The sequence below is a fragment of the Sphingomonas sp. DMC6 genome (assembly GCF_056314225.1).
The window spans coordinates 55081-66964 of the sequence record NZ_JBQUYT010000009.1 but is presented as its reverse complement, the minus strand read 5'-3'; the positions used below and the strand labels follow the sequence as shown (position 1 = coordinate 66964).

The window sequence follows — 11884 nt, the reverse complement described above, 5'->3', positions numbered from 1 at the left end:
TGGAGCTGGCCCTGATGAAATTGTTTCCTTCGCTCGCCGCCGCTCTTGCGCTGGCCGCTGCGACCCCACTCGCCGCGCAGACGGCGGCGCCCGCACCTGCGCTGCCCGCGACTCCGCCGAAGCTGGTCGTGGTGATTTCGGTCGACCAGTTCTCCGCCGACCTGTTCGCCGAATATCGCGCCCAGTTCACCGGCGGCTTCGCCCGGCTGATGACCGGCGCGGTGTTCCCCTCGGGCTATCAGAGCCACGCCGCGACCGAGACCTGCCCCGGCCATTCGACGATCCTGAGCGGCGACCACCCCTCGCGCACCGGCATCATCGCCAATGACTGGACCGACTTCGCCGCGCCGCGCGCCGACAAGACGGTCTATTGCGCCGAGGACGAGAGCGTCCCGGGCACCGATTCGAACCACTACACCGTGTCGGACAAGCATCTGAAGGTGCCGACGCTGGGCGAGTGGATGAAGGCGGCCGACCCGGCCTCGCGCGTCGTTTCGGTGGCGGGCAAGGACCGTGCGGCCGTGATGATGGGCGGCCACAAGGTCGACGAGCTCTGGTGGTGGAACGGCAAGGCCTTCGTTTCCTATGCCGGCCGCACCGCGCCCGATGCCGTCAACCGGATCAACGCCGCCACCGCCGCGCGCATCGCCGAGGCGCAGGAGCCGCTGGAACTGCCCGCCTTCTGCCAGGCACGCAGCCGCGCCATTCCGGTAAGCGCGACCAAGTCGGTCGGCGACGGCCGCTTCGCGCGCGCCGCCGGCGACGCCAAGGCGTTCCGCATCTCCCCCGATTTCGACGACGCAGTGCTAGCGCTGGGCGCCAAGCTGGCGACCGACATGAAGCTGGGCCAGCAGGGCCATACCGACCTGCTGATCCTCGGCGCCTCGGCCACCGACTATGTCGGCCATACCTATGGCACCGAGGGCAGCGAGATGTGCCTGCAGCTGCTTTCGCTCGACCAGACGCTGGGCCGGCTGTTCGAGGCGCTGGACCGCACCGGCGTCGACTATCAGGTGGTGCTGACCGCCGACCATGGCGGCCACGACCTGCCCGAGCGCAACCGCGAGCATGCCGCGCCGATGGCGCAGCGGATCACCGCTGACGCAACCGTCACCAGTATCGGTCGCGACATTGCCGCGCGGCTGGGCCTGACCGGCACGGTGCTGGTCGGCGGACCGGGCGGCGACGTCTATGTCTCTCCCGCAGTGCCGCAGGCGAAGCGCGCAGCGGTACTGGCCGAGGCTGTGAAGCTGTATTCGGCCAATCCGCAGGTCCAGGCAGTGTTCACCCGCGCGCAGATCGAAGCGACGCCGATCGCGCATACGCCGCCCGAGACCTGGACGCTGATCGAGCGCGCGCGCGCCTCGTACAATCCGGAACATTCGGGCGATCTGGTGGTGGCGCTGAAGCCGCGGGTGACGCCGATCCTCGACCCCTCTATCGGCAATGTCGCGACGCATGGCAGCTTCTGGGACTATGACCGCCGCGTGCCGATCCTGTTCTGGCGCAAGGGGATGACCGGCTTCGAGCAGCCGCTGTCGGTGGAGACGGTCGACATCGCCCCGACGCTGGCGGCGTTGATCCATGTGCCGGTGCCGGTGGAAATCGACGGGCGCTGCCTCGATCTGGATGCGGGTGCGGGGGATAGCTGCAAGTAGGTCCGCTCACATTCCCCTCCCGCAAGCGGGAGGGGAGCACGGGCGGAAGCGACTATCGCTTCTCGAATGCCCGCATGCCCGTCAGCCGGTTGTTCTCCACCACGATCGGCTGCCCCGAAAGATCGGCGACGAACGCCGGATTGGCCGGCGCACCCGGTGCCAGGCTGGCGGTGTTGCCTTCCACGCGCAGCCCGGCGACGGGATAGGTTCGGGCCTCGGCCGCGACGACGATCAGGCCCGAGGTGTTCTCCTTGCCCTTGCCCTGCACGAAGACATTGTCGGCGATAAGCCCGGTGCCGCCTTCGCACAGGTCGATCATATAGTTGGTCTTGCGCCCGGCGCTGTCGTCGAAGCTGTTGCCGGTGATCGCCACGCGGCGCGCGCGCAGCTTCACATAATGGCCGCCGGTGCCGCGCTCGAAGCGGCTGCGCGTGATCGTCACCAGCCCGTCGACCGCCAGATAGACCGAATGCGAGCAGTTCGGCGCCTCGTCGCACTGACCCAGCCCGGCAAAGGTGGTGTGGTCGATGGTGATGGCATGCACCGTCGGGTGGCCGCCGCCCAATATGCCTTCCTGGCTGTCGAGGAACATTGCGTTGGTGACCGTCAGGTCGCCCATTTCGATGCGGATGCCGGCGCCGTTGCCGTCGCGCACGCGAAAGCCGCGAAAGATGATGCCGTCGACCGCCGATCCGCGCCCGCGCAGCACGAAGGCTGCCTTGTCCTCGCACACCGTGTTCTCGAAGATCACGGTGCCGGGCTTCACTGCCTTGAAGCTGATCTGGCCGCCGGCCTGGACGGTGCATTGGTGATAGGTGCCGGGCGCGATCAGGATCGTCGCCTTGCCGTCGCGCACCGACTGCACCGCGGCGTCGAGGGTCTGGAACCGCTGGCCGGTCTCGGCAATGGTAAAGGGCGCGGACGGCGCTTGCTGCGCCACGGCAGGCGCGGCGAGCAGCGGGGCGGCGAGCAGGATCGGCAGGAGCATGGCTGGAGAACTAGCGCGCCGCGGTTAAGATTTTCCCGCCCCCCCTCCGAGGCGGGGAAGGGCAGTCGTGTTTGCAGCTTTAGCTCCCCTCCCTGAAAGGGAGGGGTTGGGGGTGGGTGCGCGCGTCTGCGCGCTCCAAAAATGCTCTTCCTAACCTGACAGCGAGTCCCGCCGCCTGACGGCGGCGGACCCACCCCCGGCCCCTCCCTGCAATGCAGGGAGGGGGGACAAGGAGCCAAAATGCGATTGCCCTGCCCGTATGCCCGCCCGCGCGAGGGGTGGGGACAAGGCTCAGCGACCGGTCACTTGCCCGTCCAGTTGCCGGGGCGCTTCTCGACGAAGGCGGTCATGCCTTCCTTCTGGTCCTCGGTGCCGAACAGCGCGTGGAACAGGCGGCGCTCGAAATGGACGCCTTGCGCCAGACTGGTCTCGAACGCGGCGTTGACCATTTCCTTGTTTGCCTTCACCGCCAGCGGCGGCATCGCGGCGATGGCGGCGGCGGTCTTCACCGCTTCCTCGACCAGATCGGCGGCGGGGAGGATACGGCTGACCAGCCCGGCGCGCTCGGCTTCTTCGGCGTCCATCATGCGGCCGGTAAGGCACATTTCCATCGCCTTGGCCTTGCCCACGGCGCGGGTGAGCCGCTGCGATCCGCCCATGCCGGGGGAGACGCCCAGCTTGATCTCGGGCTGGCCGAACTTCGCCGTGTCGGCGGCGAGGATGAAGTCGCACATCATCGCCACTTCGCAGCCCCCGCCCAGCGCATAGCCGGCCACCGCCGCGATGATCGGCTTGCGGGTGCGGGTGAAGGCATCCCAGCCGGCGAAGAAGTCATGGCCGTACATGTCGGCAAAGCCCTGCGCCTGCATCTCCTTGATGTCGGCGCCGGCGGCGAACGCCTTTTCGCTGCCGGTCAGCACCGCACAGCCCTGCGCGGCATCGGCATCATAGGCGCGCATCGCGTCGAGCAGTTCGGCCAACACCTGGCTGTTGAGTGCGTTGAGCGCCTTGGGCCGGTTGAGCGTGACCAGCGTGACGGCACCGCGCTGCTCGACCAGAATCGTTTCGTAAGACGGCATCGTGCTTCTCCCGGATCTTTGCCGGCCTCATGCCGCTTCCTGCGACGGATGCGAAGAGGGCGAGGCGAATTAGTTAGAGTTACGCGGCACTCCCCTCCCTGAAAGGGAGGGGGCGGGGGTGGGTGCGCGCGTCTGCGCGCTCGGAAAAATCTTCGCGTGCCGACAGCGAGCCCCGCCGCCTTACGGCGGCGGACCCACCCCCAGCCCCTCCCTGTGAGCAGGGAGGGGAGCATGGAGTAAGTTTTCCTTTTTTGCCGGGGATAGAGGGGCGCTACCCCCGCGTACGCCCCACCGGCACCGGCAGTTGCCTGCCGTCGGCGCCCTGCACCATCATCACTTCAACACCGAATGCCTCGCGCAGCGGCGCGTGCGTCAGCGCTTCGCCGGCGGGGCCGAAGGCGATGCGGTTGCCGTCGCGGAGCAGCAGCACGCGGTCGGCGGCGCGGGCGGCCTGCACCAGATCGTGCAGCACGATCACCACGCCGATGCCCTCCGCCGCCAGCGCGCGCAGCCGGTCGAGCAGGTCGAGCTGGTGGACCGGGTCGAGGCTGGCGAGCGGCTCGTCGACCAGCAGCCATTGCGGCTGGCCGGCGAGCACGCGGGCAAGCAACACGCGGGCGCGTTCGCCGCCGGAAAGCTGCGTCACCGGGCGGTCGGCAAGATCGCGCGTGCCGGTCGCCTCCATCGCAGAGTCGATGGCGGCGCGGTCCTCGGCGGACAGCCCGGCAAAGGGCGCGCGGTGGGGAAGGCGCCCCAGCGCCACCAGATCGGCGACGCGCACGTCCCAGTGGACGGTCGCGTCCTGCGGTAGATAGCCGATCCGCCGCGCCCGCTCGCGCGGCTCATAGCGGTCGAGCGACTGGTCGCCCAGCGTGACCTGTCCCGCATCGGGCACGAGCAGCCCGGCCAGCGTGCGTACCAGCGTCGATTTGCCCGATCCGTTCGGCCCAAGGATAGCCGTCACTTCCCCCGGCACCAGCGTCGCATCGAGGCGGTGGAGCACCCGGCGCTTGCCCAGGCTGACGCAAAGGCTGGTGATGCTCAGTTCCATGGCGACCGCCGCAATTTGAGGAGCAGGGCAAAGAAGAAGGGCGTGCCGATCAGCGCCATCGCCACGCCCAGCCGGATCTCGCCGGGGCCGGGCGCCAGCCGGACGAGACTGTCGGCCGCGAGCACCAGCGCCGCGCCGCCCAGCGCGCTCGGCAGCAAGAGCGCCGAGGGGCGCGCGCCGACAAAGGGGCGCAACAGATGCGGCACGATCAGCCCGACGAACCCGACCACGCCGGTGACCGCGACGCTGGCGCCCACGGCAAGGCCGGTGCCGAGCACGACGAGCAGTTGCGTCCGCTCCAGCCGCATTCCCATCGACCGCGCCGCGCCTTCACCCAGCGTCAGCGCATCCAGCGCGCGGCCGGTGAGGAACAGCAGCGCACAGCCGGCAGCAATGAAGGGCAGGGCAAGCTGCACCTCCGAATAGCTGCGGTCGGTGAGCGCGCCCATGATCCAGTCGAGAATCTCGGCAGTGGCATAGGGGTTGGGCGAGATCGAGATCAGAAAGGCGGTCAGTGCGCCGGCCAGGCTGGAAAGCACGCTGCCTGCCAGGATGAAGGCGACCGGACTTTCCGCCCGCCAGGCAAGCCCCGCCAGCAACAGCATCGACGCACAGCCCGCCGCCATCGCGCAGGCGAACAGCACCAGCGGCGCGGCGGTCGACAGGAACACGATCGCGGCCACGGCGCCCAGCGCCGCGCTGGCCGAGACGCCGACGATCGCCGGATCGGCGAGCGGGTTGCGCAGAAATCCTTGCAGCACCGCGCCGGACAGGCCGAGCGCCGCCCCTATCGCCAGCCCCAGCACCGCGCGCGGCAGGCGCAGCTCGGCGATGATCCACCAGCGCGGATCGTGGCTGAACCAGGCATCGAACGGCACCCACAGCTTGCCGGCCGCAAGCGAGCCGACGAACAGCAGGGCGGTGAGGAAGGCGAGGGTGAGGTTGAGGGCGGTGCGGGTCATTGGGGCGGCCTTGGTTTGTGCGCGATCGAAGCGCTGCGCCGGCTTCGGCAAGCGCTCCCCTCCCGCTTGCGGGAGGGGCTGGGGGAGGGGGATGCCATAGGCCACGGATCGAAACGGCATTGCGCTTCTTCCACGTCGGTCCCTCCCCTGACCCCTCCCGCAAGCGGGAGGGGAATTGCGCTGGGCAGGTTGGCCATTCTCACCGCACCCCCCGCCGGATTTCCGCCAGCCGCGCCATCGCCGCTATGATCACCGGGCCGCCGCAATTGACGAGCGGGCGGGGAAACACTGCCTGCGTTACGGGCAGGCCGGTCTCCGCGATCACGCGCCTGCGCAGGCCGGCGGCGCGCGAATCGCTGTCGTGGCCGGCGCCTTCGGGAGCCATCATCACGCGCGGCGGATCGGCGATCACGCGCTCCATCGGCAGATGACCCGTGTGCTGCAGGCCATAATGCGCCGCCTGATTGGAAAAGCCGGCATGCGTCATCATGTCGTCGAGCAAGGTCTTGCCGCCGGTGACGAGGTTGCCGCCGATCCACAGCAGGGCAGGGGCGCTGGGGCCGTGCCAGCGGGCAGCCGCGACGGCGGCGTCGATGCGGGCGTTGAGCGCGTCGCCCCTTGCCGGCGCCCCGACCGCCTCGGCCAGTTCGGTCACTTGCGCCTGGCTGGCGGCAATGGTGCCCGGCATGTTGATATAGAGCGTCTTCAGATGCGCGCGGGCAAAGGCCTCGCGCGTCGAAGGCGGGGTGAAGCTGCTGGCGATCACCAGATCGGGCCGCAGCGCGATCACTTCTTCCGCCGTGCCGTTATTGGCGTGGAACTTCCGTGCAACTTCCAGCGGTATCGAGGTCGAATCTTCGCGCATCGAATAATGGCTGAGCGCGGCGATGCGGGCCGGCGGCACCAGTTCCACCAGCACCGCATCGGCGCACGGGTTCATCGACACGATGCCCCCGCCGCCCTGCGGACCGGGCGGGGGCGCCGCGCAACTCGCGGCCATCAGGCAGACGAGCAGCGCGGCGCTTCGCATCAGTTGAACCGCAACCGGACGCCGCCATAGGCAGCGCGGCCCAGCGTGCCGTAGCCGGTAATCGTCTGATAGCGTTCGTCGGTCAGGTTCTCGACCCGGGCATAGACCGACAGCAGGCGATTGACCGGCATTTCGGCGCGGATGCTCGCCAGCGCATAGCCGTCGATCCGCGTCTTGTTGCCCGCATCGTTGAAGCTGTCGCCCACCATCGTCACTGTGCCACCGATCGCAAGCCCGAAGGGAAAGCGGTAATCGGCCGAAACGCTGCCGGTGTCACGCGGGCGGCGCGGCAGATCCTTGCCCAGCGTGCTGCCGCTCAGGCTCTGCGCATAGACATGGGTGAAGCTGCCGCGCACCGTGAAGGCCGCGACCGGGTGCAGCACCGCTTCCAGCTCCACGCCCTCGGCGCGGGTGCTGTTGATGTTGTAATAGCTCGACGTGACGAAGTTATAGTCGATCTGGTTGTCGGCATCGCGGTGGAACCAGGTGAAGCCGATCGCGACCTGATTGCCGGCGATCGACTGGCGGATGCCCGCCTCGTAGCTCTTCGCGGTTTCCGGCTGGAGAGCCGCGTTCCCGTAAGCGCTGTAGAGCTGGTACAGCGTCGGTGCCTTGAAGCCTTCGCCATAGCTGGCGTGGAGCAGCGTGCCGGGGGTGGCGCGCACCGCCAGATCGGTGTTCCAGGTCCAGTGGTTGCCGAACGTGTCGTGGTCGTCGTTACGCACGCCCGCCGTCACCGTCACCGGCGCCACGGGCGTCACGATCGCCTGGCCATAGACGCTGGTGACGCCGACCGATTTTGCCGTGGTGCCCGGGCCGCCATCGTTGAAGCGGATGCGGCTGTCTTCATGTTCGGCGCCGAACACGACGCGCAACTGGTCGAGCAACTGCGCGTCGCCCTGATAGAGGTAGCGCTCGGCGCGGCCGCGATAGGCATATTCCAGCGTCGGCGTGGTGGCGGGATTATAGCCGTCGCGGTTGATGTTCGAATAGGTGAAGCCCAGCCGGTTGTGGAGCTTGCCGCCGAACAGGTCGCCCTTCAACCCGGCATAGCCGTAGAATTCGCGCGTCTTGGCATATTCGCCGGTGTCGCCGAACGCATAGGTGGGCGGGGCGTAGCCGTCGAGATCGACCTTGGAATCGGCATAATAGCCGCGCAGGTCGAGCGACAGGCCTTCGACCAGCTTGACCTGAACATTGCCGGTCGCGCCGAACTGGCGATAGCCATCGGCTTCCTTGCCATTGGCCGCGGCGGAAATACCGTCGGTGGTGGTATAGCCGGCGGTCAGCCCGGCGGTGATGCGGTCATTGCCGCCCGCGAGTGCGGCATTGCCGCTGAACGTGCCATAGCTGCCGCCTTCGGCATTGGCGCGGGCCTTCAGGCCTTCGCTGCCCTGCAGCGTGGTGACGTTGACGACGCCGCCGATCGCCTGGCTGCCCCAGATCACCGAATTGGGACCGCGCAGCACTTCCACCCGCTCGATCGAGCCGGCGAGCAGGCTGCCGAAATTATAGGCGCCGCCGGTCGAGGAAGGGTCGTTCACGCGAATGCCGTCGATCAGCACCAGCGTCTGTTCGCTCTGGGCGCCGCGGATGTTCACATTCGTCTGGGTGCCCATCCCGCCATTGCGGGTGACGGTGACGCCGGGTGTGGTGGCCAGCAGGTCCGACAGCACCAGCGTCTGGCGCTGCTCGATTTCGGCGCGGTCGATGATGGTGACCGAGCGGCCGACCTGGTCGATCGGCTGGGCAACGCCGCTGGCGACGACGACGACTTCGTTGTCGGTCTTGCTGGAATCGTCCTGCTGGGCATGGGCCGCGAACGGCACCAGCAGGGCACCGGTCGCGCAAAGGAAGTTCAGGTAACGCATTGCTTCAAGACACCTCGAAACGGGCCCGCCCCGGGGGCCGGGACGCGCCGCTGGTTTGGTGTCGCTCACGCGGGGATTTCAGCCCCGTTCGCCCGGTACACCCCGCCCGCGCAAAGGAATCGACTGTGGCGGGCAGGTCTCCTGGCTTCCGGGTCATCGCCTGGGCACGCCGCCTTCCCGGAACAGGTCCAGTGGCTTTGTGGCGTGCAGGCTCGCCGGCTACAGTTGCGGGGGCAGCTTCGGACTTGCAGACCGAATTCCCTTTTCATCCCCCGGCCAAGGGGGACACCCGTCACGCGCCGGCCTGTAGCGGCAAGCGGCGGGGCGGGGCAAGGGGTAAAGCCGAATGGGGGCTGCGGCCAGTTGCGGACATGCCTGTGCCAGTTCAAAACAGGCATCATGAGCGCAAATAAGACTGTTGGGATCGCTACCGTGGTCATGGTTCTTTCTGCGTGGGCTTACATTGCGCTCTCGGGAGAACCGCGTTTGCCGATCGGTATTGCGAACGGCCGATATTCAAGCGCCTGTTGTGGCACGATCGTCTTGCACGACGGGGTGATGACCGTTGCAAATCAGCGTGTTGATTACATCATAGAGCGGGACAAGGTAGGCCCGTATGTGCTGCCAGCGGCATTCGTTGGAGCGTCAGCGCATGCCTTCATCGTCAGGTATGATGCTTACCCGCTTAAGCTACGTCTCGACGATCCAGCTCATCCCCACCAACTGGAATTGCTTGGTAATCCCGCGGACAGTGGACGGTATTCGTTTGCACGGGTGAACGGCGGCTAGCCACCACTTCCGGCCGTTCCAAGCCTAACCTGCATCAGTATTCCTCCCTTTTCCCCAAGTCGTTTCGCCGGAGCGGCAAAGTTTCGGGACGATTCGAGGCGTTACCGGAACGGCGATACCGCCCGCGCGTTCAATCGCGCCAAGGAAACAGGAGGATGCGCTCATGAAGAAATCGTTGTTGATCCTTGGCGTCTTGCCGGTCGCCGCCCTTGCCGCCTGCCATAATGGCGGCGAACGTGCCGACAACGGCATGGCAGCGGGCAACACCGACAATATGGTCACCAGCATGCCCGCCGACGAAAATGTCAGCGGCATGGATGCGAATGCGATGAACGGCATGGCCGGCAACGAAACTGCCGCCGCGCCGGTGTCGGGTCAGAAATTCGTCAACACCATAGCTGCCAGCGATGCCTATGAAATCGCCGCCGGGCAGCTTGCCCAGCAGAAGGCGACGGACAGCAAGCTGAAGGATTTCGGCAAGGAGATGGTCAAGGACCATAACGACTCGACCGAAAAGCTGCGCAAGGCATCGGGCAAGGCGACCCCGCCGCTCACACCCGACCCGACGATGACTGCCGAGCAAAAGGCCAATTTGGCAACGCTGCGCTCGGCGACGGGTGCCGATTTCGACTCGGCCTATCGCTCGCAGCAGGTGAAGGCGCACGAGCAGGGGCTGGCGGTGTTGCGCAGCTATGCTCAGGGCGGCGACGTGCCGGCGCTGCGCGACTTCGCCGATTCGACCGCCAAGGTGGTGGCCGATCATCTCGACAAAATTCGCGGCCAGTAAGGCCCCGCAGGGCGAGGCGGCGGCGTCAGGCCGCCGCTTCGCTCGCAATCTGTAGCGGCACCGGCGCGGCGGCCGGGGCGCCGGGCTGGAGATGCTTCAGCCGGCCATCGACATGGCCACCCTGTTCGATGGTGATCGTCTCATATTCGACATCGCCGACGATTCGCGCGGAGCGCTCGACGGTGAGCTGGCGGACATGCACCGATCCTTCGATGTTGCCGGCGATGCGGGCCGTGTCTGCGCGCACGCTGCCGAAAATCTGGCTTTCGGCGCCCTGCGCCAGGGTGCCGCAATCGACATCGCCCTCGATGCGCCCGTCGACATGCAGGTCGGCCGTGGCGGTGAGGTTGCCGGTGATGACGATATCGGCGCCGATCACCGAAAACATGCCGCGCTTGCCATTGGCCGGTGCGGCCGGTGCCGCCTGACGTTCCTCGCGACCGCGATTGCCGTTGAACATGCCTGATCCCCAACCCTTGATCCGAATCCCGCAGGGGCGTTAGCACAGCGCAAGGCCCGCTACAGCCTCCGTGAATCCCCGAGATGGGGCAGGGTGGAAGTGGTTGACCGCAACCGGGCACATCGGTATAGGCGCGCCGTTCCACGTGGGCTGGTCTTCAAAGGTGCCATCCCGCTTTGGAATAAGAGCTGAACGTTGCTGGAGACGCAATCGCCCGGGGGGCAAGAATGCCGCCGGGGCTTTTTCGTATTCTGTCCAACAGGGCTCCAGCAAAGTAACCACTTGAAAGGTGAAGGGCTTCATGCCGACGATTAACCAGCTGGTCCGCAAGGGCCGCGAACCGCAGAAGGCCAAGTCGAAGGTCCCTGCGATGGAACAGAACCCGCAGAAGCGCGGCGTCTGCACCCGTGTCTACACCACCACCCCGAAGAAGCCGAACTCGGCGCTCCGCAAGGTTGCCAAGGTCCGCCTGACCAACCAGCGCGAAGTCATCAGCTACATTCCGGGTGAAGGCCACAACCTGCAGGAGCACTCGGTGGTGCTCATCCGCGGCGGCCGTGTGCGCGACCTTCCCGGCGTGCGCTACCACGTCCTGCGCGGTGTGCTCGATACCCAGGGTGTCAAGGACCGCAAGCAGAGCCGTTCGAAGTACGGCGCGAAGCGTCCGAAGTAATCAGGCCATAGTAAGCCCCGGACAGGTTCCGGATCGGCTGAAGTTCAGAAGGAATTAAGTGAGATGGCACGTCGTCGTCGTCCCGAGAAGCGGGAAATCCTGCCCGATCCCGTCTATGGGGATCAGGTTCTGTCGAAGTTCATGAATTCGGTCATGCTGGACGGCAAGAAGGCCGTTGCAGAAGCGATCGTCTATGGCGCCCTGGAAACCATCGAGCAGCGCGCCAAGCGCGAGCCGATCGGCGTGTTCCACGACGCCCTGAACAATGTGAAGCCGGGCATCGAGGTCCGCAGCCGCCGCGTCGGTGGTGCGACCTACCAGGTTCCGGTCGAAGTTCGTCCGGAGCGTGCCCAGGCGCTGGCGATCCGCTGGCTGATCGCCTCGGCCCGCAACCGCAGCGAGCACACCATGGCTGCCCGTCTTTCGGGCGAGCTGATGGATGCGGCGAACAACCGCGGCAACGCGGTGAAGAAGCGCGAGGACACGCACCGCATGGCGGAAGCGAACCGCGCCTTCAGCCACTACCGCTGGTAAAT

12 protein-coding genes and 1 riboswitch are annotated in these 11884 nt (G+C 67.0%); of the genes, 5 read left to right on the top strand and 7 right to left on the bottom strand.

What is annotated here, in order from left to right:
• Window positions 1-14 precede the first annotated feature (14 nt).
• Complete coding sequence (locus tag ACT53M_RS17465) at window positions 15-1658, top strand: alkaline phosphatase family protein (protein ID WP_476234998.1); 1644 nt, start codon at window positions 15-17, stop codon at window positions 1656-1658.
• A gap of 52 nt (window positions 1659-1710) precedes the next feature.
• On the opposite strand, the gene ACT53M_RS17460 is transcribed toward ACT53M_RS17465, so the two are convergent.
• The 6 genes from ACT53M_RS17460 to ACT53M_RS17435 all read right to left on the bottom strand — a co-directional run bounded on the left by ACT53M_RS17460 (window position 1711) and on the right by ACT53M_RS17435 (window position 8639).
• Window positions 1711-2646: a right-handed parallel beta-helix repeat-containing protein gene (locus ACT53M_RS17460; protein WP_476234996.1), complete on the bottom strand. Its 936-nt coding sequence runs from the start codon at window positions 2644-2646 to the stop codon at window positions 1711-1713.
• Between the two features lie 302 nt (window positions 2647-2948).
• Window positions 2949-3725, bottom strand: a complete 777-nt coding sequence (locus tag ACT53M_RS17455) for an enoyl-CoA hydratase (RefSeq protein ID WP_476234995.1) — start codon at window positions 3723-3725, stop codon at window positions 2949-2951.
• Window positions 3726-3996: 271 nt separating this feature from the next.
• On the bottom strand, window positions 3997-4776 hold the full coding sequence (locus ACT53M_RS17450; protein WP_476234994.1) for an ABC transporter ATP-binding protein: 780 nt from the start codon (window positions 4774-4776) through the stop codon (window positions 3997-3999).
• Window positions 4767-5738, bottom strand: coding sequence for a FecCD family ABC transporter permease (locus ACT53M_RS17445; RefSeq protein ID WP_476234993.1), 972 nt, complete (start codon window positions 5736-5738; stop codon window positions 4767-4769). Before ACT53M_RS17445 ends, ACT53M_RS17450 begins: the two co-directional genes overlap by 10 nt.
• 199 nt (window positions 5739-5937) lie before the next feature.
• Window positions 5938-6768 (bottom strand): ABC transporter substrate-binding protein, encoded by an 831-nt coding sequence (locus tag ACT53M_RS17440; RefSeq protein WP_476234992.1) that lies wholly within the window; start codon window positions 6766-6768, stop codon window positions 5938-5940.
• A complete protein-coding gene (locus ACT53M_RS17435; protein WP_476234990.1) occupies window positions 6768-8639 on the bottom strand; it encodes a TonB-dependent receptor plug domain-containing protein in 1872 nt (623 codons plus the stop codon). Before ACT53M_RS17435 ends, ACT53M_RS17440 begins: the two co-directional genes overlap by 1 nt.
• 114 nt (window positions 8640-8753) lie before the next feature.
• Window positions 8754-8947: riboswitch (cobalamin riboswitch) on the bottom strand.
• Window positions 8948-9038: 91 nt separating this feature from the next.
• On the opposite strand from ACT53M_RS17435, the gene ACT53M_RS17430 reads away from it, so the two are divergent.
• Together ACT53M_RS17430 and ACT53M_RS17425 are read left to right on the top strand one after the other, a co-directional pair.
• Window positions 9039-9428 carry a hypothetical protein gene (locus tag ACT53M_RS17430; RefSeq protein ID WP_476234989.1) on the top strand — a complete coding sequence of 130 codons (390 nt, stop codon included), beginning with the start codon at window positions 9039-9041 and terminating at the stop codon, window positions 9426-9428.
• Window positions 9429-9591: 163 nt separating this feature from the next.
• Window positions 9592-10215 (top strand): DUF4142 domain-containing protein, encoded by a 624-nt coding sequence (locus tag ACT53M_RS17425; protein ID WP_476234987.1) that lies wholly within the window; start codon window positions 9592-9594, stop codon window positions 10213-10215.
• Between the two features lie 25 nt (window positions 10216-10240).
• On the opposite strand, the gene ACT53M_RS17420 is transcribed toward ACT53M_RS17425, so the two are convergent.
• Window positions 10241-10675, bottom strand: a complete 435-nt coding sequence (locus ACT53M_RS17420; protein WP_476234985.1) for a bactofilin family protein — start codon at window positions 10673-10675, stop codon at window positions 10241-10243.
• A 301-nt stretch (window positions 10676-10976) separates the two neighbouring features.
• Here ACT53M_RS17420 and rpsL point away from each other — a divergent pair, with 301 nt between their 5' ends.
• Both rpsL and rpsG read left to right on the top strand, forming a co-directional pair.
• On the top strand, window positions 10977-11348 hold the full coding sequence (gene rpsL, locus ACT53M_RS17415) for a 30S ribosomal protein S12 (RefSeq protein WP_019831557.1): 372 nt from the start codon (window positions 10977-10979) through the stop codon (window positions 11346-11348).
• 63 nt (window positions 11349-11411) lie between these two features.
• A complete protein-coding gene (rpsG, locus tag ACT53M_RS17410) occupies window positions 11412-11882 on the top strand; it encodes a 30S ribosomal protein S7 (protein WP_476227007.1) in 471 nt (156 codons plus the stop codon).
• Window positions 11883-11884 lie beyond the last annotated feature (2 nt).

Coding starts and splice junctions, on each gene's coding strand:
- ACT53M_RS17465 (WP_476234998.1), top strand. CDS start 15: ATGAAATTGTTTCCTTCGCTCGCCGCCGCTCTTGCGCTGGCCGCTGCG.
- ACT53M_RS17460 (WP_476234996.1), bottom strand. CDS start 2,646: ATGCTCCTGCCGATCCTGCTCGCCGCCCCGCTGCTCGCCGCGCCTGCC.
- ACT53M_RS17455 (WP_476234995.1), bottom strand. CDS start 3,725: ATGCCGTCTTACGAAACGATTCTGGTCGAGCAGCGCGGTGCCGTCACG.
- ACT53M_RS17450 (WP_476234994.1), bottom strand. CDS start 4,776: ATGGAACTGAGCATCACCAGCCTTTGCGTCAGCCTGGGCAAGCGCCGG.
- ACT53M_RS17445 (WP_476234993.1), bottom strand. CDS start 5,738: ATGACCCGCACCGCCCTCAACCTCACCCTCGCCTTCCTCACCGCCCTG.
- ACT53M_RS17440 (WP_476234992.1), bottom strand. CDS start 6,768: ATGCGAAGCGCCGCGCTGCTCGTCTGCCTGATGGCCGCGAGTTGCGCG.
- ACT53M_RS17435 (WP_476234990.1), bottom strand. CDS start 8,639: ATGCGTTACCTGAACTTCCTTTGCGCGACCGGTGCCCTGCTGGTGCCG.
- ACT53M_RS17430 (WP_476234989.1), top strand. CDS start 9,039: ATGAGCGCAAATAAGACTGTTGGGATCGCTACCGTGGTCATGGTTCTT.
- ACT53M_RS17425 (WP_476234987.1), top strand. CDS start 9,592: ATGAAGAAATCGTTGTTGATCCTTGGCGTCTTGCCGGTCGCCGCCCTT.
- ACT53M_RS17420 (WP_476234985.1), bottom strand. CDS start 10,675: ATGTTCAACGGCAATCGCGGTCGCGAGGAACGTCAGGCGGCACCGGCC.
- rpsL (WP_019831557.1), top strand. CDS start 10,977: ATGCCGACGATTAACCAGCTGGTCCGCAAGGGCCGCGAACCGCAGAAG.
- rpsG (WP_476227007.1), top strand. CDS start 11,412: ATGGCACGTCGTCGTCGTCCCGAGAAGCGGGAAATCCTGCCCGATCCC.